Origin of the sequence: Caproicibacterium amylolyticum (assembly GCF_014467055.1) — a bacterium.
Classification (GTDB): Bacteria; Bacillota; Clostridia; order Oscillospirales; family Acutalibacteraceae; genus Caproicibacterium; species Caproicibacterium amylolyticum.
In genome coordinates this window covers 700,501-720,656 of sequence record NZ_CP060696.1, presented here as the reverse complement: position 1 = coordinate 720,656, position 20,156 = coordinate 700,501, and the positions used below count along the sequence as shown (strand labels likewise).

Here is a 20,156-nt window from a genome sequence, read left to right as displayed (position 1 = left end):
TCGTATCATTGCATTTATTAGAAACTAAGACGGAAAAACAAATTCAAACAGCAGGAATCTTAAACGTGCCAGATTTCTTCCGCATACTGCTGAATGGTACGGTCGCTGGTAAACGGACCGGCTGCAGCAATGTTCAGCAGGCATTTCTTTGCAAAGGCATCCTGGTCTGCATAGTCTTTGTTTGCCTGCAGACGAGCATCACAGTACGGCAGGAAGTCCAGCAGCAGATAGTAATTATCCGGCTTGTGCCAGCTGGCACCCTCCAGAATGGAATTGTACAGCTCCTGGAACCAGCCGGTGCCGCCGTCTGTCAGGGTGCCATCAATCAGCGTATCCATTACGCGCTTAATGCGCGGCTGCTCGGCATAAAGCTTCTTCGGGTCATAAGAATCCTTGATTTTTTCAAGGTCTTCCACACGTGCGCCGAAAATGTAGTTGTTTTCTTCGCCCGCGTTCTGCACGATTTCAATATTTGCACCGTCATAGGTGCCCAGTGTCAGCGCACCGTTCATCATAAACTTCATGTTGCTGGTACCGGAAGCTTCTGTGCCCGCGGTGGAAATCTGCTCGCTGAGGTCTGCGGCGGGAATCAGCTTCTCTGCGTAGGAAACATTGTAGTTGCTTACAAAAATGACCTGCATTTTGCGGTTGACATCGTTGTCATAATTCACAAGGTTTGCAACCTCGTTAATAAACTTAATGATACCCTTTGCACGGTAATAGCCCGGAGCAGCCTTGGCGCCAAAGATAAAGGTGGTCGGGTTGAATTCTTTAATGCGGCCGTCCTTAATGCCAAAGTAAATGTCCAGAATGGAGAATGCATTGAGCAGCTGGCGCTTGTACTCGTGCAGGCGCTTTACCTGAATGTCAAAAATATTGCCGGTGTTCAGGCCGAAATTATCCTTGCGGTACATGTAATCTGCCAGCTGATCTTTCTTTGTGCGCTTGATCTGCAGGAACTGCTTGCGGGAAGCGGCATCCTCCGCGTAAGGCTTCAGCTTCTCAAGCTGCGCAAAGTCGGTAATCCAGCCGTTGCCAATGCGGTCGGTGATAAAGGCTGCCAGTTCGCGGTTGCAGAGTGCCAGCCAGCGGCGCTGGGTCACACCGTTTGTTTTATTATTGAAGCGCTCCGGGTAAAGCGCATACCACTCCGGCAAAGCGCTGTTTTTGATGATTTCTGTGTGAATTTTCGCAACGCCGTTTGTGGAATGTGTTGCGTAAATTGCCATCCGCGCCATGTGAATCATGCCATCTTGAATCAGGTTGTATTTGCTGGTTTCGGCAATATTCTTTTTCACAAGCTCATTGGAAAGGCGGTTCTGCAGCAGCACCACATAAGGATAAACTTCAGGCAGCACGGACTGGAACAGCGACAGGCTCCATTTTTCAAGTGCCTCTGCCATAATCGTATGGTTTGTGTAAGCAAAAGTCTTCTGTACAATCTGGAATGCAGGCTCAAACTCCAGGTGTCCCTGCGTCATCAGCAGACGCAGCAGTTCCGGAATGGAAACGGTCGGATGCGTGTCATTCAGCTGCACCGCATAAGTATCCGCAAACTTGCTGTAATCTGTGCCGTTCTTTGCGGTGTAAGCCGCAAAGATGGTCTGCAGGGAAGCGCTGGAGAAGAAATACTGCTGCTTCAGGCGCAGGCGCTTGCCGGCATCGGTATCATCGTTTGGATACAGAACAGCGGAAATCGCCTCCGCGTCGTTCTTCTGCTGCACAGAATCGTTATACTTCTGCTCGTTGAAGAGGTTGAAGTCAAACGGCGCAATCGCCTCCGCCTGCCACAGGCGCAGGGTATTCACCATCTTGCCGCCGTAGCCGATAATTGGCATATCATACGGAACTGCCCAAACGCTCTGGTCACCGAAGTTAATGCGGACTTTTTCGTCATCGCGTCGGACGCTCCACGGGTCGCCCCAGGAAAGCCAGTCGTCCGCTTCTTCCTGCTGGCAGCCGTAAGCAAAGTGCTGCTTAAACAGCCCATAACGGTAACGAATGCCATAGCCCATCAGCGGAACGCCCTGTGTAGCAGCGCTGTCCAGGAAGCAGGCTGCCAAACGGCCAAGGCCGCCGTTGCCCAGAGCATCATCCTCCACATCCTCAAAGACATTGGGGTTAATCCCGGCATCTTTCAGCAGGTTTTCGGTTTCTCCCAGCAGGCCCAGATTCAGCAGATTGCTGTGAATCAAACGTCCCACAAGGAACTCCGCGGAAAGGTAGCAGGCTGTTTTGCCTGTTACTGGCTTCTGCCAAGTGTCCCAGCAGGTTTCGAGTGCTGCTTTGGATACAGCATTGTAAAGCTGTTTGGTTGTTGCCTTGCCCAATTCGGTGTGATACTCTTCCTTCAACTTCTTAACGATTGCTTCCTGAAATGGCTGCATACGCAAGTCCTCCTTTGCTTCCTTTAAGCCTTTAAAATTTTTTCGGTTTTGCTTTTTTCTGCGGCAGGTTTTTCTTCCTCATCCTGCGGCAGTTCTTCCGGTTCAACCAGCGGCAGACGTGCATACAGTTCGCACATGTCGTGCATTCTGCGGCTGAGTGTTTCTGTCAGCTGGCCCGGCTGTAAGCGCCAGCGCCAGTTTGTCCCAATGGTTGAGGGAAAGTTTGTGCGTGCCTCATTTCCAAGGCCAAGCCAATCCTGTATCTGCAGCACCGCAGTATCCGCAACGCTTTCATAAGCGGCACGGATGCAGGCTGCAGGCAGATGCTTTTTCTTATGCACATGAAGGTAGTCACATGCAAAGTGGTTGCTGTAGCGGGACTGATGCGGGAAAAAGCCGGCAAGCGTTTCATTGTCATGCGTGCCGCCGTACACTACGCAGTTTGGTTCGTAGTGGCACGGCAGGTTTGTATTAGCGCTGCCGCTGTCGAACGCGAACTCCAGAATCTTCATGCCGGGGTAGCCAGCCGCGTCACGCAGCTGCTCCACCTCCGGCACCACACAGCCAAGGTCCTCCGCGATAATCTTGGAGTCCCCCATCACTGTGCTGATGGCGCTGACCAGTGCAGCACCCGGGCCTCGGCGCCACTCACCGTTTTCCGCGGTGAGGTCGCCATAGGGAATCGCATAGTACCGGACAATGCCGATAAAATGGTCAACACGGACAATGTCGTAGATCTTTGCGGAAAATGCCATGCGCTTTTTCCACCACGCAAAGTCATCTTCTGCCATTGCATTCCAATCATAAAGCGGATTGCCCCACAGCTGACCGGTCGCGCTGAAATTGTCCGGCGGTACGCCCGCCACTGCTGTTGGACGGCGCTTTTCGTCAAGCTGGAACAAGTCCGGATGCATCCAGACATCCGCGCTGTCCAGCGAAACATAAATCGGAATGTCGCCGATTACCTGAATGCCGCGTTCATTCGCATATGCTTTTAGTTTATACCACTGCTCAAAGAATTTGAATTGGCAGAATTTCCAAAATTCAATGTCATTTTTCAATTCTCTGCGGTAACTTGCAACAGCTTCCGGCTGGGCGGTACGGATATCCTCCGGCCACCTAAGCCACTCATGCGCGTCAAAATGCATTTTGACTGCCATGTAAAAACTGTAATCCTCAAGCCATTCCTGATTATGTCTGCAGAATTCATGGTATTCTACTGTGTCGGTATGGCGGCTGCGTGCGCAAGCCTTGCGCAGCACCGAAAAGCGGCTTAGGTAAATTTTGGAGTAATCCACATCTGCCGGATTACTGCCCCAGCCCGGCGCACAAACTTCTTCCCAAGTCAGCAGTCCCTCATCAATCAAAGTTTCAAGGTCGATGAAATAGGGGTTACCGGCAAAGGCAGAAAAGCTCTGGTATGGGCTGTCGCCGTAGCTGGTCGGTCCCAGCGGCAGCACCTGCCAGTAGCGCTGACCGGCTGCCTGCAGAAAGTCAATGAATTTGTAGGCCTCCTTGCCGAATGTACCGATTCCGAACCGTGAAGGCAGGCTGGCCACCGGCAGGAGCACCCCTGCACCGCGGCCAAGCCGCTGCTGTTTCTTTGCAATCTGCATCTTCTTCACACCTCTGTTTCTTTCCTCTAAATTTTTCCCCATAGCGTACTCAGCCCTTAACAGCACCGGCAACAACGCCCTCAATAATGTACTTCTGGCAGAATGCGTAGAAGATGATGATTGGAATGATTGCCAGAATCAGCATTGCCATCATAGCACCCATGTCAATGCTGCCATAACCGCCCTGCAGGTACTGAATGGCAATCGGGATGGTCGGGTAATCCTTGCCCATCACCAAATAAGGCATAAGGTAGTCGTTCCAGACCCACATTGCGTTCAGAATGGCAACGGTGATAGCGGTCGGCTTCATAACCGGGAATACAACCTTAAAGAAGCACTGGATCGGGTTGCAGCCATCTATTGTGGCTGCCTCCTCAATATCGACCGGTATTCCCTTTACAAAGCCAGAGAACATAAACACAGACATACCCGCGCCAAATCCGAGGTATAAAACAAGGATGCCAATCGGATTGTCGAGATGCAGAACGTTTGCAACCTTGGTCATTGCGAACATGACCATCTGGAAAGGAATGACCATGGAGAAAACAAATAAATAGTACAGTGTACTGGTATAGTGGTTTTTCACACGGGTAACAAACCATGCTGTCATTGCGGTGAACAAAACGATAATGACAACCGCAAAAATCGTGATGAAAACGGAACGCCCCAGTGCACCCCAGAAGTGAATCTTTTCAATGCCGTTTACATAGTTTTTGCCGCCGACAAAGGTTTTGGGCAGGATACCCGCTTCCCCCATGTCCTGCTTTGCAAAAGTTGGGAAAGTAAACGGCTGGTCGCTGATAAAGAGTTTGCCCTTAAAGGAGTTCATCAAAACAATCAGGATAGGAGCAACGAAAACGCAGGACAGCAGAATCATGATAACTGTAATAACTGCATTGGAAACTTTATTATTTTGCTTAACCATTAGTTTTCAATCTCCTTTTCACGGGTAGCGCGCAGCTGAATCATAGCAACCACTGCAACGATAATCGTAAAGATGACTGCCTTTGCCTGGCCAACGCCCTCATAACCGGGGCGGCTGTAGAAAGTCTTGTAAATGTCCAGAGCAACCAAAGCGGACGCATCTCCCGGTGCACCGTTTGTCAAAGCCAAGTTCTGGTCAAAGAGCTTAAAGGAATTGGTCAGAGTCATAAACATGCAGATAGTGATTGCAGGCATGACCATCGGAATTTTTACATGGATCAAAGTCTGCCACGCCGTTGCGCCATCAATCTGTGCAGCCTCAATCAGGTCAGGGCTAACATTCTGCAGGCCGGCAATGTAAATAACCATCATGTAGCCGGTCATTTGCCAGCACATCAGAATAATCAGACCGATAATGCCGAACTTACCGTCACTTGTCAGCGTCAGCTGATAATTAATAAGTACGCCGTTGAAAATCAACTGCCAAATGTAGCCAAGCACGATGCCGCCAATCAGGTTTGGCATGAAGAAAATTGTACGGAAAGCATTGGTGCCGCGCATTTTGCGGGTCAGCAGCAATGCCAGAACAAAACCAAACAGGTTAATCAGAACAACACACGCAATTGTAAACACCACGGAGCGGCCCAGGGCGGAAAGGAAACTGGTATCACCTGAGAATGCCTTGATGTAGTTTGAAAAGCCGACAAGTTTTGCGTCTGTAACCGTAGTGAACTTTGTAAATGAAAGGCCGCACCCCATGATAAACGGGATGAAGAAAGCAATCGCAAAGCAAACAAGCGTGGGAAGTGTAAAGAACGCCCAATACTTGCGCAGTGTTTTTTGCATGGTGAATTCCCTCCTTAGATTTTTCCGACTGATATTCTAATAGATGCAATGATACTATTTTCTGAAAAAGCAGCCACGCTTGTTTGTACAAAAAAATAGTGAGTGAGTTCTGCAACTGCACCCACTATCTTTTTGTCAAGCCGTTAAACGGCTGCTGTTCTTTTACTTGCTTGCTGTGGAAGCAGATGCAGATGCTTCTTTCTTCCAGTCTGTAACAAATTCGCTCTTAACATCATCCCAGCTCTTCTGACCCTGTGCGTACTGCAGCAGGGCAGCGCCGAATTTGTTCTTAAAGTTCTGGCTCGGGAAGCAGGTGAAGTCCCACGGAATGGTCTTAATACCTTCTTTGTTCTGCCATTCGGTAACTTGCTTTGCAAGCGGATCGTCAGGAGATTTGCCCTTAAAGGTATCATACGGAGCAATGAAGCCCAGGCCTCCGTCACTTGCGCCCTTTGTTACATAGTCCATACCATCGCCGGTGTAGAGCCATTTGAGGAAGTCAATGGAAGCCTTCTGGTCGTCAGCACTTGCCTTGGTGTTGACGCAGGCAAAGTTTTCAGTGCCGATGCACAGACCCTGTTTTTCTTCACCGGTGTGACCGGTGTAAATCGGCAGGAACTTGATGTCATCTTTCTCAACAACATTGCCGTCAGTCTTACTGATATCGCTCCATACCCAGTTGCCGTTCTGCATCATAGCACACTGGCCAAGTGCAAACTCACCGGTGGAATCGCCGACGCTCTTGCTGCCGAGCAGCTTTTTGTCAACTGTGGAGTTGTTCAGGTAGAGGTCAAAGATGTTCTGATATTCATTCGCATACTTGAACTGAACTTCATTTACGCCCGCTGTAACAGTCTTGTTGCTGTCCTGCAGTTCGTAGGTAATCGGCAAGTTTGCCAGATGGGTCTGCCAGCGCCAGTCTTCGCCGGTTTTCAGAGATGTGTTCGCAAACACGCCCTTAATACCCAACTTATCTTTCTTTGCGGTCATGTCCTCTGCAACAGCTTTGAGTTTCGCGAAACTGTTGATTTCGTCCATACTCTTTGCTTTGGCACCGTCAAGCTTGAAGTACTTATCCATGATGGCCTGATTGTAAATAATGCCATAACCCTCAACTGCCAGCGGCAGACCAACGACCTTGTCGCCGTCCTTCAGGGACAGCGAAGCGTCTGTCAGGTGCTTTGTAAGGTCGGTGTTGGTCAGGTCAGCGCAGTAGCTGCCCCAAGTTTTGTAGCCAACAGGGCCGTTGCAGATGAAGATGGTCGGCGCATCACTTTTAGCCATTTCAGACTTCAGTGTCTGCTCATAAGTACCGGAAGCCGCAGTCTGCACTTTTACCTGAACACCCGTTTTTTCGGTGTAGGCTTTTGCAATGGCATTGAACTGGTCAGCCTGTTCCGGTTTAAAGTTCAGGTAGTAGACCTGTCCTTTGCCGGAAGAAGCTGCTGCAGACCCAGTGGAAGCAGCGGAGCTGCCTCCTGCTGCAGCGGAACTGCTGGAAGTTGAACCGCCGCAGCCTGTGAACGAGGCTGCTACCAAGGATGCTGCCAGCGCGGCTGCAAAGATTTTTTTTGCATTGTGTTTCATAGCCAATACTCTCCTTTTTTGCATACAAATTCATGCATTACTCAATACAGGCTCCAATGAAATCTCGATTCTCGGAAACGTTACCGCAAAGTTACGAACGATTTCGGAAACGTTTCCGGGATTGACTATATAATAGCACAGCGTTTTTGAATATGCAATAGCTTTTTGTGACTTTTTTTAATTTTTTTATATACCAAGTTCTATTTTTGTGTGTATTAATATCTTTTCAAAAAATCGTCAAAAAATACAACTAAAATTTTGTTTAATAAAAGGCTTCTGCACCGCACTTTGCCTTTCCGCAAAAAGGCCGAAAAATCTAGGCTTTTCGGGGCGAAGCACACGATCCTCCGGTAACGATTTCGGTTGGAAACACAATATGACGGTTCTGCCCTTTCTTCTCCATCAGGCTGACTAAGACCTCAACCGTTTTCTTTGCGATTCCCTCTTTTGGCTGCCGCACACTGCAGATGGACGGTTCATAAAAGCGGGCAATCTCTGTGCCGTCGTAGCCCATTACAGAAATATCCTGCGGAACGCTCAGTCCTGCGTTAAAAATTGCCTTGCAGGCACCAACCGCAAGCTCGTCAGCCACACAGAAAATAGCGGTCGGTCTGCGCCCGCTTGCCAGCAGCTCACAGGTTGCATCGTAGCCACGCTGCATGGTAAACAATCCGCAGTAACGCACAAAAGCAGGGTCAAAGCAAATGCCGTTCTTGCTCAGCGCATCACAGTAGCCGCGCAGACGCTGGCTGGAAACACCGCCCTGGTCATGCTCGATACCACCAAGTATGGCAATGTCCCGGTGTCCAATGGAGCAAAGGTAATCCACCGCTTCCATGGCAGCCTGCCGGTCATCTACATGTACACTGGAGTAAGCCGCATGGTCAATACCTGTCAGTGTGGTCGTGCAAAAAACACTCGGCACCGGTAAGCGCTGCAGCTGCTCCAAAGAATGAATGAAATAACCGCCGCAGATAATCAGCCCCTGCAAGCGCTTTTCCATCACCAGCTGTACCGCGGTATCCACGCCGCTCACACCATTCATCACACGGTGCGGCACCAGTGCATAGCCGTGTGCATTGATTTCTTCTTCAATAATGTCGGACAGATCCGTAATAAAAGGAGTCGCACTGCCTTCCATCAGCAGCCCTACTGTATTGCTGTGCGTACGCTTTAGGTTGCGTGCCGCATTGTTTGGCTGATAATCGCATTCTTCAATCACCTGCTGCACCCGTATTTTGGTTGCTTCACTGACATCCGGATAACCGTTCAACACACGTGAAACGGTGGTTACTGAAACACCGGCCATTTTTGCGATATCCCGAATACTTAATGAATTCATAGTTTTCAACTTCCCGTCTTTATGCGTCAGTCTGCCCAATGTAAGTTACTTTATTTTTTATGTTATCATTAACGAAAACACATGTCAAACAGAAAAGTTGTGCTTAATTTTATACAATTATACATTTTGCCGCTTTTCGGCTCATTTTTCTCTTATAATGCACAAGCAGAACACAAAAGCAGAATCCTTAATTGTGGCACTTACAAAATTGCACAGTTGACAAAACATAAAGATTTTGATAAAATTTATTTTAGTTAGTGATAACTAACTAAAAGCGCTTATACGTTTTCCATTATTATATTTTCTTCCAATGCAAAAAAGGCTGCCGCAAGCACAAAACAAGCGGCAGCCTTTTTTGCATATACCAATCACATTTCATTTATAAAATCAACTCATAAGTAGGATGGTACAGCCCTGTCGGTTCATAAAATTCGTCCCCAATATATCGAAATCTGAACTTTATTGCCAACTTTTTGGGCACAGCGTTCTTTGGGTGATGCCCTAAACATATTTTAGTCGCTTTCAGTGCAGAAGTACCATACTGTATAACCGCTTGCACTGCTTCAGAAGCATAACCCTTTCCCCAGTACTTTTTGTGCAAGTGGCAGCCAATTTCATACACCAGTTTTTCGTCCCTGCATGGTCGCAACCCACAGCAGCCAATAAATTCACCAGATTCAATATTAAAAATAGGCCAATACTGAACACCATAATTTTTTTCATTTTCGATTTCCGTCTGTAAACGACGCTGAATATCCTGCGCTGTAAATTCACCGGATGCATAAATAAACCGCGTAACTTCTTTATCCCCCCACAGTTCAGTCGCCAAATTCAGATCAGAGACCGTCCATTTAGAAAAACTGATCCTTTTGGTACACATAAAATAACTGTGCATTTTCTTGCCCTCATTTTTACAATTCACGATGATAAAAAAGTTGCTTTCCAGTTCTGTTTGTTCAGAGAAAAGCCTGCGCAAAAACTGCGCAGGCTTTTCTTCCTTTTTCTATGGTGCCGGAAGTGGGGGTCGAACCCGCACGGTGTCGCCACCACGGGATTTTGAGTCCCGCACGTCTGCCAATTCCATCATTCCGGCTAATACTTTATTATTATACTACATCATTGTTTTTTTTGCAAGACATTTTTCGCACTAAAAAAATTTGTATTTGTGCGCGTGTGCAGGTTTACAGTATCTTTTTCAACTGCTATGATGAATAACAGTTGAAAAGTGCAGGAGGAAAAATGCATGAGCAAAATTCAAGCAGCAGAACTAATTGGAAATAAAATGATATTTCAGCGCGGCAAGCCGCGCATTATCTGGGGAACCGGAGAAAACGGTACCAGTGTACAGGTGCAGATAGGCTGTGACAAAACTGAGACAGTTGTCGCAAACGGCTGCTGGCGTTGTGAACTGCCTGCCGCGGACACTTGCACTAACCTGACATTGGATATTACCGCTGACGGCACACCTGCTTTTCATTTTTCGGACATTGCAGTCGGTGATGTATGGGTTGCAGGCGGGCAGTCCAACATGGAGTTTTTCCTGCGATACGATACCCAGTGGAAAGCCACCCAAAAGCAGATCAAAAATCCGAATATCCGTATGTACAACTGCACCCGCATCGCCTTTGCGGGTCAGCAGCGTTCCACACCGGACACCGGTTACTGGTTTGAAGAGCAGGATTCCGCGTGGGAACGCTTTTCCGCACCGGGCTATTACTTCGCCCACGCCATTCAGCCAGAACTGAATGTACCAGTTGGCATCATCGGCTGCAACTGGGGCGGCACCTCCGCTTCCGCATGGCTTGACACTGCCTGCATGCGGGATTCCCCACTTTCCGTATATCTGGAGGAATACGGAAATTCCATTGCAGGAATTGATTTGGCACAAAATAGAAAAGAAGCGCTTGCCGGATACGCTTTTGAAGATTCTCCGGAGCACAACCGTGACTGGGCACAGATGATGTATGGTCTGTCCTTTGAAAATCAGCTGCGCTTCGCCAAGGAGCATGCCGGTGAACCCTGCGTACCGCTTGGGCCGTACAATACCCACAAACCCGGCACATTGTTTGAACATATGCTGAAGCCGATTACACCGTTTCCAGTAAAGGGCATTCTGTGGTATCAAGGAGAAAGTGATGAAGGCCACGCGGCACTTTACGACCGACTGTTCACCGAACTGATTGCCTGCTGGCGCCGGGAGTGGCAGGACAGCACTCTTCCGTTCCTGTTTGTACAGCTGGCACCTTTCCATCACTGGCTGGACTGTCTGGGAACCAACTATCCGACTGTGCGTGAAAAACAGGAACTGGTTGCAAAAGCCGTACCTTACACCGCCATGACTTCCATTATGGATCTTGGCATGCGGGATGACATTCACCCCAAGCGCAAAAAAGAAGTCGGTGAACGGCTGGCCTTGCTGGCACGCGGCAAAGTTTACGGAGAATCCATTCTCTGCGAGTCACCGGAATTCTGCGGTGCAGAACGGGACGGACAGACCCTCTCCCTGACATTTGCAAACGCAGGCACAGGCCTGCGTTTGAACGGTAATGCGGTCAACGGTCTTTTCATCTGGTCAGGAACCTCCCCCTGCCAGATAGTGAATACGCAGGTGCAGGGACACAAACTTTTGCTGACTCTGGCAGAACCGATACACAGCAGCCTGCTGCTCTCATTTGCGGAAACCGACTTTGTTGAAGTCAATCTCTTTAACAGCGCCAACCTTCCGCTCAAGCCATTCCATTGCCTGATTCAGGCATAACAAAAAAGCCAAAAGGCGTTTCCCGCGAGCATTAAGCTACTGGAAAGCGCCTTTTTATAATTTCAGTACATGAACTGCTTCGCAATTGCAGGCATTTTCACGCATTGTTTGTTCTACTTGCCCGCGGTCTGCAATGTCTGCGCGCCAGCAAAGGCCGCAGCCTGCCGAAAGCTGCTGTGGAATCGGCACCAGCCGTCCCGGTGTTCCCTGTGCGCGACAAACTTGTTCCATGTGCATTGCGTCCGTTGTGGTGGCAAACACCACAATAAAGCGGTCTGTCCTTTGACGCATTTTTCACCCTCCTCACAGTTCTGCCGCCAATGTGCGCACTGCTTCAATTCCCCGGTCAATCTGCTCTTCCGTATTGAAGTGAGAAAAGCTAAACCGCACAGCACCCTGCTGCTGTGTACCGAGTGCTTCGTGCATTCGCGGTGCACAGTGCCCACCCGCACGGATCAGCACCCCAAACCGTTCCTCCAGCCCCTCCGCCGCTTCACCGGAATCCAAGTCGGCAAAATTCAATGAAACGATTGGCGCGCGCAGTCCCGCCGAAAAATCACCGTAAACTGTAACCCGCGGTAAATTTCGAACACCTTCATAAAAGCAGCGGGTCAGCTGCATTTCCTTCGCACACAGGTTTTCGCGCCCCTGCTCCAGAATCCACTGCACCGCCGCACCCAGTCCGGCTATGCCCTGCACGTTCAGTGTGCCGGCTTCCAGCGTGGTCGGCATCTGCACCGGATGTGTTTTGGAAAAACTCTGCACACCGCTGCCGCCAACACGCAGCGGCCGCACCTGCACCCCACTGCGCACGCACAGCCCTCCGGTTCCCTGCGGCCCCAACAGGCTTTTGTGCCCGGTAAAGCACAAAATATCAATCTTCTGCCGTTCCATATCAATCGGCAAAATTCCTGCAGACTGCGAAGCATCCACCACAAATAAAATGCCTCGTTCCCGACAAGCTGCACCCAACCTGTCCAGGCAAAGCATATTTCCCGTCAGGTTGGAAGCATGTGCGCACACCAATGCCCGCGTGCCCGACACCAGCCGCCGGATAATTTCCTCCTCAGAAATGACGCCGTGTTTCCCGGCAGGCACAAAGTCCACCGTGACCCCGGATTCCTGTTCCAGACGGTACAGCGGACGCAGAACCGAATTGTGCTCTGCCACAGTGGTCACCACACGGTCATCAGGATGCACAACACCGCAAATGGCAGTATTCAGCGCATCCGTTGCGTTATAAGCAAACGCAACCTGCTCCGGTCCTTGTGCGTGAAAAAGTTCCGCAAGCAGTTGGCGAGTATGGTACACTGTTCGGGAAGCATTCAGCGAAAGTTCATGGGCACCTCTGCCGCAGGATGTCATGTGCTGCATCGCCCGCAAAACTGCTTCTGACACGCAGTCCGGCTTGTAAAAGCTAGTGGCAGCAGAATCAAAATACAAAAAGTTTTCCACTGTTTCTCCTTCCGCTGCTGAAAATGTTGTCTTGACACCTGTACAGTATATCATTTTGCGGTGTATTTGCAAAGTCCTACACACAGATAACAAAAAAGCTGCGACGCATGCCACGCGGCACATCGTCACAGCTTTCCAATTTACAGTCTTACTTGACTGCAATCGCTTCCATTTCAAACAGAGCGCCCTTTGGCAGAGCTGCTGCCTGCACGCAGGAGCGTGCGGGGCAGTTTCCCTTAAAGTAGCCAGCATATATGGCGTTAATTGCCGCAAAGTCGCCCATATCCGCCAGAAAAATTGTAGTTTTCACAACGTTGGCATAAGTCATGCCTGCAGCAGAGAGCACTGCGCCGATATTTTCCAAAGACTGCTTTGCCTGCGCATCCACGCCCTGCGGCAGAGTGCCGCTTTTGGGGTCAAGTCCCAGCTGACCGGAAAGGTACAGCGTATTGCCGGCAAGGATTGCATGAGAGTAAGGCCCCAGAGCTTCCGGTGCGTTTTTCGCAGAAATCACTTGATTCATCTTGTTCCCTCCATCCATGAGATTCTTTTTCACAGTATACCACATTACATCGCTGAAAGACAGAGAAAGAATGAAAAAATTGCCGCATCTCTGCCGCTTACTGCACTTTACTGATTGCACCTGGCGCGTTTTTGTAAAAGTCATCCATTGTTTTGTGCCAAGTTACGTAGGATGTTCTGTCTGCAATCCAGTACCGCCCAACGGGTGCGTCCAGTGTGCAGCCGTCCTTTTTGCTGAAAGAACCGCCGCCGTCTATAAAATGATAACTTCCGCTGCCGCTTGTCGGATAAAAATCAATCGCATAAGTCCATCCGCCGGTTGGCGGTGTACTGTCCGGCTTTTTTTCCAGCCGAATCGGTGCAATTTCCTTGAGCAGCTTTGCAATCTCCTGACGGTCTGTTACAATTTTGTAGTTGTCCATGTACTGCACCCGCAGCTTTTTGTACTTTGACGCGTTTGTCCCTACCGCCTGCTTCATGGAAATAGTCTGATTGCTGACTTTGACTTTAAACAGGCAGGTCGTGTTTCCGCTCTGTGTCACATAAACACCGGTTTCGCCCTCCCCAACGCAAGTAAAGGAAAGCCAGAATTCCTGTGATTCCGCGCCGTCCAGCGTTTCGACCTGCTTGCCAAATGTGCTGAACTCCTGCTTAGTCTGCAGCACTTTGCCGTTGCCGACCGTGTAAGCAAGCGGTTCCCCGCTGTTGGTACGTACATAAAAGCAGTATTTTTCCCCAACTGCCCGCTGCATATCATAAGTCGTGTCTGAATAAAGCTGCGGGCTGGCCGCTGTGGTCGGCACTACGCAGACACCTACCGCCATGCTAAGCCCCAAGAGTGCACACAATAGTCGTTTTACGCTTTTCATAATTTCTCGCCCCTTTCCAATTTCGAAAGCTACAGTCTTTCATACTTTTCACAGTATTTTGATTTTATTATAAGGCAGTACCGTGGAAATGTCTACCAAAATATGTGCTTTGAAATAATTTCCAAATCTAAGCCCTGTGGTTTCAATACGAACAACACAAATCAAAAAAGCACCTCTTTACGAATGGATGCTTGTAAAGAGGTGCTTTATGATTGTATGGCAACGCTTTCGATGGCTTTTTCGTATCAGCAGCTTTTAATCTTCCACCATCAGTTTGCAAATCTGATTGCTGAACGCAACCGGATCATCAATGGAAACGCCCTCAATCAACAGCGCCTGTGTATACAGCAGGTTTGTGTACTGCTTGAGTTTCTCCTGATCCAACTTATAAAGTGCCGTCAGCTTCTGGAAAATCGGGTGGTTTGCATTGATTTCCAGCACACGCTGCGCCTTTACCTGTTCTTCATTGCCGTTTGGCATCGCGTTAAGAACTTTTTCCATTTCAATGGACAGTGCACCGTCCGTGGAAAGGCAGACCGGGTGGCTCTTGAGCTTTGTGGAAAGGATAACCTGCTTGACCTGTCCGTTCAAAGAATCCTTCATGAAGTTGAGCATATCTTTGTTTTCCTCAACTTTTTTCTTTGCGGCTTCCTTTTCCTCCTCGGTTTCCAAACCAAGGTCGTCATCCGAAACAGACTTGAATTCCTTTTCACTGTAGCTGTGCATAATCCGCAGAGCAAACTCGTCTACATTGTCTGTCAAATACAGGATTTCGTAGCCCTTGTCCTTCAAAGCTTCTGTCTGCGGCAGCATATCAATCTTGGAAACAGATTCGCCGGCTGCATAGTAGATGAACTTCTGCTCCTCTTTCATACCCTCCACATATTCTTTGAGTGTGACCAGCTTCTTTTCTTTGCTGGAATGGAACAGCAGCAGATCCTGCAGCAAATCCTTATGCTGACCAAAGTCGCTGTAAACACCATACTTCAGCTGCAGGCCGAATGCCTTAAAGAACTGCTCGTACTTTTCACGGTCATTCTTCAGCATGCTTTCCAGCTCGGACTTAATTTTCTTTTCAAGCCGGCCGGCAATGATGTGCAGTTGGCGGTCATGCTGCAGCATTTCACGAGAAATGTTCAGGTTCAAATCCTGGCTGTCCACAAGGCCGCGCACAAAGCTGAAGTAATCCGGCAGCAAATCCGCACACTTGTCCATAATCAGCACACCGTTGCTGTACAGCTGCAGGCCCTTTTCGAAGTCCTTCGTGTAGTAGTCATAACTTGCGTGGGACGGAATAAAGAGCAGTGCATTGTAAGTGGAAACACCCTCGGTAGAACTGTGAATCACTTTCAGCGGGTTCTCATAGTCACCAAATTTGCTCTTATAGAAATCGTTGTACTCGTCCTCTTTGATTTCGTTCTTATTTTTGCGCCAGAGCGGAACCATGGAGTTGAGTGTTTCATTTTCGGTGTAATCCTCGTACTCCGGCTTGTAATCCTCCGGAGCATTTTCCGGCTTCGGCTTCTGGCGGCTCTTGTGCATTTCCATCCGGATAGGATAGCGGATATAGTCGCTGTACTTTTTCACCAAGTTCTGAATGGTGTACTGGTCAAGGTAGGTATCATAATTATCGTCATTGGTATTGTCCTTGACTTCCAGCGTGATTTTAGTGCCGTGGCTGTCCTTTTCGCAGGTATCAACGGTGTAGCCCTCTGCACCGCTGCTCTGCCAGCACCACGCCTCATCGCTGCCGTAAGCTTTGCTTTCCACAGTCACATGCTTTGCAACCATGAACGCTGCGTAAAAGCCCACGCCGAACTGACCGATAATATCGATATTTTCTTTTTTCTCATTTTCCTGCTTAAAGCTGAGGGAACCGGACTTTGCAATCGTACCCAGATTCTTTTCCAGTTCCTCCTTAGTCATGCCGCAGCCGTTATCTTCAATCACAATCTTACGGTTTTCTTTGTCCAGTGTCAGCTGAATCGCAAAATCGTCGCGGGAAAGGCCGGTGTCGTCCTCCTGCAAAGACTTGTAGTACAATTTGTCGATTGCATCGCTTGCGTTGCTAATCAGCTCGCGCATAAAAATTTCCTTATGCGTGTAGATAGAATTAATCATTAAGTCCAAAAGACGTTTTGACTCTGCCTGGAACTGTTTCATTGCAACAACCGCCTCTAATTTTGAAATTTAGCACTCTATCGTTTCAAGTGCTAAAAGCATTGTAACGCATTCGCGCAAAAAATGCAATAAACAAATTGTGAATATTAAAAGTCGCGTAAAAAGAAAAAAGCTCGGCAAATCTGCCAAGCTTCTGGTTTACGCAGCTGCCTGCTGCCCATCCACTGCTGTACCGTCCGTTTCCATCTGTTTGCGGAACAGATGCCGAAACAGAAAGCGCACCAGCGGGCCGGCAAAAAAGATTTGCCAGCACAGCGCCATTAGAAAGTTCGTTGCCGCCGTTTGCACCCAAGCAGCCACAAACTGGCTGCCTGCGTGTTTGTACAGCAGAGTTGCCACACAGCTCATCATCGGACACATCATGCATACGGTAAAGGCACCCATTGCCAGTATGAAAAAAATTGGTTTTCCCTCGCCGGGCGTAAAAAGCTTAGCCGCAAGCTTTAGCGCAAAACGACCCGCAATCAATTTTTCCAGTACCAGTGCTATAACTGCCATCATCGGCAAATCTTTCAGCGCCTGCAGGAAGGCTGCATTTGTCATACCTCCATTCGTCAGTGCAATATTGTAGACTTCCATTGCGTAGACCATCACGCAGACCATCATCACAGAGAACACGGCGTCCTGAAATTTCGTTTTTGGCATTTCTTTCCCTCCAAAGAATTCGTTAAAAATAGCGCGCAGTGAAAAACAACTGGACTTACGTTTTTCGCTGCACGCTGTATATTTTATTATACCAAAAACGACTTGCTCTTCGTAATTGTGTATATTCACCGAACTTTATCCCTGTACACAAAAGAAATTTTATTGATTCTGTGTGCCTGCAAAATCCTCTGACACGTAGTCACGGTCAACTGTAACCACTGAATAATAGTTTTCTCCGAGCGCCTTTACCCCCATCTTGATGCGGGAGTTAAGCTCCTCATTCGTCAGCTTACAGGAAAACGGCACACATACATCAAAAATCAGGTTGCTGTGCGTCGGCCCCCAAACCACGCGGAAGTCATGCACCGTTGCCCTCGGCTCCACCGCCCGTACCATATCATTTACCTGCCGGTTTAACTCATTCGTTTTGGGATCATCCGTAATGACCGGATCCATATGAATGACTAGCTGAATACCAAGCTGCGGGCCAACCGTGCGCTCAATGTTATCAATCAGGTCGTGGCTTACCAGCACATCTTGGTGTGCATCCACCTCACAGTGAACGGAAGCGAACCAGCGGTCCGGCCCATAATTGTGCACTGTCAGGTCGTGTGCACCTAAAATCCCGTCATGCGCTTTGACCGCATCATAAATTTTATCTACCATTTCTTTATCGGGCGCCTGCCCCAGCAAAGGGTCGCTGGTTTCTTTAATGAGTTTGATGCCGGTTACGATAATCAGTATTGCCACTGCAAGGCCCATGAAACCATCCAGATTGAAGCCAGTGGTCGTTGTAATAATCATACCCAACAAAATGACAGACGTTGCAATTACATCGTTCCTGCTGTCTGCTGCAGTAGCAAACAGCGTACCGGATTCAATGCGTCTGCCGATATTCCGGTAAAACAGTGACTGCCAAAGCTTTGCCAGGATGGAAAGAATCAACACAATAATCGTCACTGCATTGATTTCCGGTGCTGTCGGCTCCATAATTTTGCTAACAGCCTCCTGCACCAGCTGCAAACCAACCACCAAAATCACAAAGGATACAATCAGTCCGCTCAGGTATTCAATCCGCTCATGCCCAAACGGATGCTCTTCATCTGCCGGTTTCTCCGCCAGTTTAAATCCCACCAGCGTCACGATGCTGGAAGCGGAATCCGACAAGTTGTTCACTGCGTCTGCAGTAACTGCCAAGCTGCCTGAAAGTGTTCCTGCCAAAAACTTAAACGCGGCAAGCAGCACATTTGTTACAATTCCCACTGTTCCGGAAAAGCGGCCGTAAGCCGCACGCACTTTCGGATTTTCTGTGTCCTGATATTCCCGCACAAATCGGCGGACTAAAAATTCTGTCATAAAAGCCTCCTGCAATTTCCCTATGCTAACATAAAGTCATACAAAAAAACCTCTCCCAACGGAGAGGTAATCATTTGCAGACCACAACGGAAGTATAGCACGGTTATGTAAAAATAGCAAGTACTAAAAATCCACAGGTGATCAATGTTATTAGTTTAATGAAACAAATTGCCGCCGTGACAATCAATGGCAACAATGAGCGGAAAATTTTCCACTGTAAGCCGTTTTACAGACTCGCAGCCCAGATCTTCAAATGCAATAACCTCCAAGCTGCGCACGCTCTGTGCAGCCAGTGCACCGGCGCCGCCGATTGCACAAAGATACACTGCCTTGTTGCGGCAGACTGCCTCGCAGACAGCCTCGCTGCGGCCACCCTTGCCAATCATGCATTTCAACCCGGCATCCAAAAGTGCTGGTGCATACGGGTCCATCCTGCTGGAAGTCGTCGGCCCGCAGGCACCAATCGGCAGGTTCGGCGGAGTCGGTGTCGGCCCCGCATAATAGATGCTTGCACCTTCTAACGCAAATGGCAGCGGTTTTCCCTGCTCCATCAGCGCTTTGATGCGCTTGTGTGCCTGGTCGCGTGCAGTGTAAATAACACCGCTGAGCAGTACCTGGTCGCCTGCCGAGAGAAGCGGAGCCTGCTCTGCGATTTTCTGCGCGTCAATTTTCTTCTTCTCCAAGGGAACACCCCCGTAAAATCACATCATTTTTTTCTTTTTCAAAATAAATGCCGCGACAATCATGCAGATACCGGAAAGTGTCAGTGGGAACCAAAAGTACGGCATTGGCAATTTGCCGACATTCATTCCGTAGAAGCTGGAAATCACCGTCGGAATAGAAATAATCAGCGTAATGGAAGCCAAAACCTTCATGACGATATTCAGGTTGTTGCTGATAACGGAAGCAAAAGCATCCATAGTGCCGGAAAGGATGTTCAAGTAAATGCTGGACATATCGATTGCCTGCTTGACTTCAATCAGCACGTCCTCAAGCAAATCCTGATCTTCATCATAAAGTTTGATTGCACGACCGCGCATAATTTTTTCCAGTGTAATTTCATTCTGTTTCAATGAAGAAGAAAAGTACACCAGAGATTTTTCAATATCGAGCAGCTGAATCAGCTCGTTGTTCTTCATGGATTTGCGCAGTTCCTGCTCAACTGCATCGCTCATGCGGTCAATCTGCTTCAGGTACATCAGAAAGCGGGAAGCAATACGCAGCATCAGCTGCAGCACAAACCGCGTTTTCAGATTTGTCTGCACATTTCGTACAGCGCTGTCCGCAAATTCGTCCAGCACCGGATTTTCCTGCAGACTGACTGTAATCACATTTTTCTCTGCGAGGATAATGCCGAGCGGCCGTGTGGAATAAAAGAGTTTTCCATCCTCTTGTTTTTCCACAATCGGGATATCCACAATGACAAGGGTACTGTTGTCCTCCTGGTCAATACGCGGACTTTCCTCTTCATCCAATGCAGCACGGAAAAAATCCGGCTCCACACCAAAGTTTTCAATCAGGCTTGAAATTTCATCATCGTTTGGTGCAATGCAGTTAATCCAGCAGCCAGGCTCACTGGCAGAAAGCTCCTGCATTCTGCCGCCGGCTGTTTTGTAGTAAGACAGCATTGGTATCATCTCCTATTCTGTTTTTGTTAGCCCCGCTGGG

Annotated in this window: 17 protein-coding genes and 1 tRNA gene; 1 reads left to right on the top strand and 17 read right to left on the bottom strand. The window is 48.7% G+C overall.

Annotation, left to right across the window (positions count from 1 at the left end):
- Positions 1 to 59: 59 nt before the first annotated feature.
- The 8 genes from H6X83_RS03205 to H6X83_RS03170 all read right to left on the bottom strand — a co-directional run bounded on the left by H6X83_RS03205 (position 60) and on the right by H6X83_RS03170 (position 9,795).
- Positions 60 to 2,387 (bottom strand): glycogen/starch/alpha-glucan phosphorylase, encoded by a 2,328-nt coding sequence (locus H6X83_RS03205; RefSeq protein WP_212507734.1) that lies wholly within the window; start codon positions 2,385 to 2,387, stop codon positions 60 to 62.
- Between the two features lie 23 nt (positions 2,388 to 2,410).
- Complete coding sequence (malQ, locus tag H6X83_RS03200) at positions 2,411 to 4,003, bottom strand: 4-alpha-glucanotransferase (protein ID WP_212507733.1); 1,593 nt, start codon at positions 4,001 to 4,003, stop codon at positions 2,411 to 2,413.
- A 49-nt stretch (positions 4,004 to 4,052) separates the two neighbouring features.
- On the bottom strand, positions 4,053 to 4,928 hold the full coding sequence (locus H6X83_RS03195; RefSeq protein ID WP_212507732.1) for a carbohydrate ABC transporter permease: 876 nt from the start codon (positions 4,926 to 4,928) through the stop codon (positions 4,053 to 4,055).
- The gene (locus H6X83_RS03190; RefSeq protein WP_212507731.1) at positions 4,928 to 5,773 is read right to left on the bottom strand and encodes a carbohydrate ABC transporter permease; all 846 of its coding nucleotides are present in this window, start codon (positions 5,771 to 5,773) and stop codon (positions 4,928 to 4,930) included. The genes H6X83_RS03195 and H6X83_RS03190 overlap by 1 nt, the downstream gene beginning before the upstream one ends.
- A gap of 162 nt (positions 5,774 to 5,935) precedes the next feature.
- On the bottom strand, positions 5,936 to 7,360 hold the full coding sequence (locus tag H6X83_RS03185; RefSeq protein WP_212507730.1) for an ABC transporter substrate-binding protein: 1,425 nt from the start codon (positions 7,358 to 7,360) through the stop codon (positions 5,936 to 5,938).
- Positions 7,361 to 7,676: 316 nt separating this feature from the next.
- Entirely contained in the window at positions 7,677 to 8,702 is a 1,026-nt protein-coding gene (locus H6X83_RS03180) for a LacI family DNA-binding transcriptional regulator (RefSeq protein ID WP_212507729.1), read from the bottom strand.
- A gap of 379 nt (positions 8,703 to 9,081) precedes the next feature.
- On the bottom strand, positions 9,082 to 9,597 hold the full coding sequence (locus H6X83_RS03175; RefSeq protein WP_212507728.1) for a GNAT family N-acetyltransferase: 516 nt from the start codon (positions 9,595 to 9,597) through the stop codon (positions 9,082 to 9,084).
- A 111-nt stretch (positions 9,598 to 9,708) separates the two neighbouring features.
- A tRNA-Leu gene (locus H6X83_RS03170) sits at positions 9,709 to 9,795 on the bottom strand.
- 150 nt (positions 9,796 to 9,945) lie between these two features.
- Here H6X83_RS03170 and H6X83_RS03165 point away from each other — a divergent pair.
- On the top strand, positions 9,946 to 11,460 hold the full coding sequence (locus H6X83_RS03165; protein ID WP_212507727.1) for a sialate O-acetylesterase: 1,515 nt from the start codon (positions 9,946 to 9,948) through the stop codon (positions 11,458 to 11,460).
- A gap of 54 nt (positions 11,461 to 11,514) precedes the next feature.
- On the opposite strand, the gene H6X83_RS03160 is transcribed toward H6X83_RS03165, so the two are convergent.
- The 9 genes from H6X83_RS03160 to H6X83_RS03120 all read right to left on the bottom strand — a co-directional run bounded on the left by H6X83_RS03160 (position 11,515) and on the right by H6X83_RS03120 (position 20,116).
- Complete coding sequence (locus tag H6X83_RS03160) at positions 11,515 to 11,751, bottom strand: putative Se/S carrier protein (RefSeq protein WP_212507726.1); 237 nt, start codon at positions 11,749 to 11,751, stop codon at positions 11,515 to 11,517.
- Between the two features lie 12 nt (positions 11,752 to 11,763).
- Positions 11,764 to 12,915 (bottom strand): aminotransferase class V-fold PLP-dependent enzyme, encoded by a 1,152-nt coding sequence (locus H6X83_RS03155; protein ID WP_246419477.1) that lies wholly within the window; start codon positions 12,913 to 12,915, stop codon positions 11,764 to 11,766.
- Between the two features lie 148 nt (positions 12,916 to 13,063).
- The gene (locus H6X83_RS03150; RefSeq protein WP_212507724.1) at positions 13,064 to 13,438 is read right to left on the bottom strand and encodes a RidA family protein; all 375 of its coding nucleotides are present in this window, start codon (positions 13,436 to 13,438) and stop codon (positions 13,064 to 13,066) included.
- 97 nt (positions 13,439 to 13,535) lie between these two features.
- Positions 13,536 to 14,306, bottom strand: coding sequence for a hypothetical protein (locus tag H6X83_RS03145; RefSeq protein ID WP_212507723.1), 771 nt, complete (start codon positions 14,304 to 14,306; stop codon positions 13,536 to 13,538).
- A 255-nt stretch (positions 14,307 to 14,561) separates the two neighbouring features.
- Entirely contained in the window at positions 14,562 to 16,469 is a 1,908-nt protein-coding gene (htpG, locus tag H6X83_RS03140; RefSeq protein ID WP_212507722.1) for a molecular chaperone HtpG, read from the bottom strand.
- A gap of 156 nt (positions 16,470 to 16,625) precedes the next feature.
- Complete coding sequence (locus H6X83_RS03135) at positions 16,626 to 17,132, bottom strand: DUF2798 domain-containing protein (RefSeq protein WP_212507721.1); 507 nt, start codon at positions 17,130 to 17,132, stop codon at positions 16,626 to 16,628.
- A 159-nt stretch (positions 17,133 to 17,291) separates the two neighbouring features.
- Complete coding sequence (locus H6X83_RS03130; protein ID WP_212507720.1) at positions 17,292 to 18,488, bottom strand: cation diffusion facilitator family transporter; 1,197 nt, start codon at positions 18,486 to 18,488, stop codon at positions 17,292 to 17,294.
- A 155-nt stretch (positions 18,489 to 18,643) separates the two neighbouring features.
- Positions 18,644 to 19,171, bottom strand: coding sequence for a FumA C-terminus/TtdB family hydratase beta subunit (locus H6X83_RS03125; protein ID WP_212507719.1), 528 nt, complete (start codon positions 19,169 to 19,171; stop codon positions 18,644 to 18,646).
- Positions 19,172 to 19,189: 18 nt separating this feature from the next.
- Positions 19,190 to 20,116 (bottom strand): magnesium transporter CorA family protein, encoded by a 927-nt coding sequence (locus tag H6X83_RS03120; protein ID WP_212507718.1) that lies wholly within the window; start codon positions 20,114 to 20,116, stop codon positions 19,190 to 19,192.
- Positions 20,117 to 20,156 lie beyond the last annotated feature (40 nt).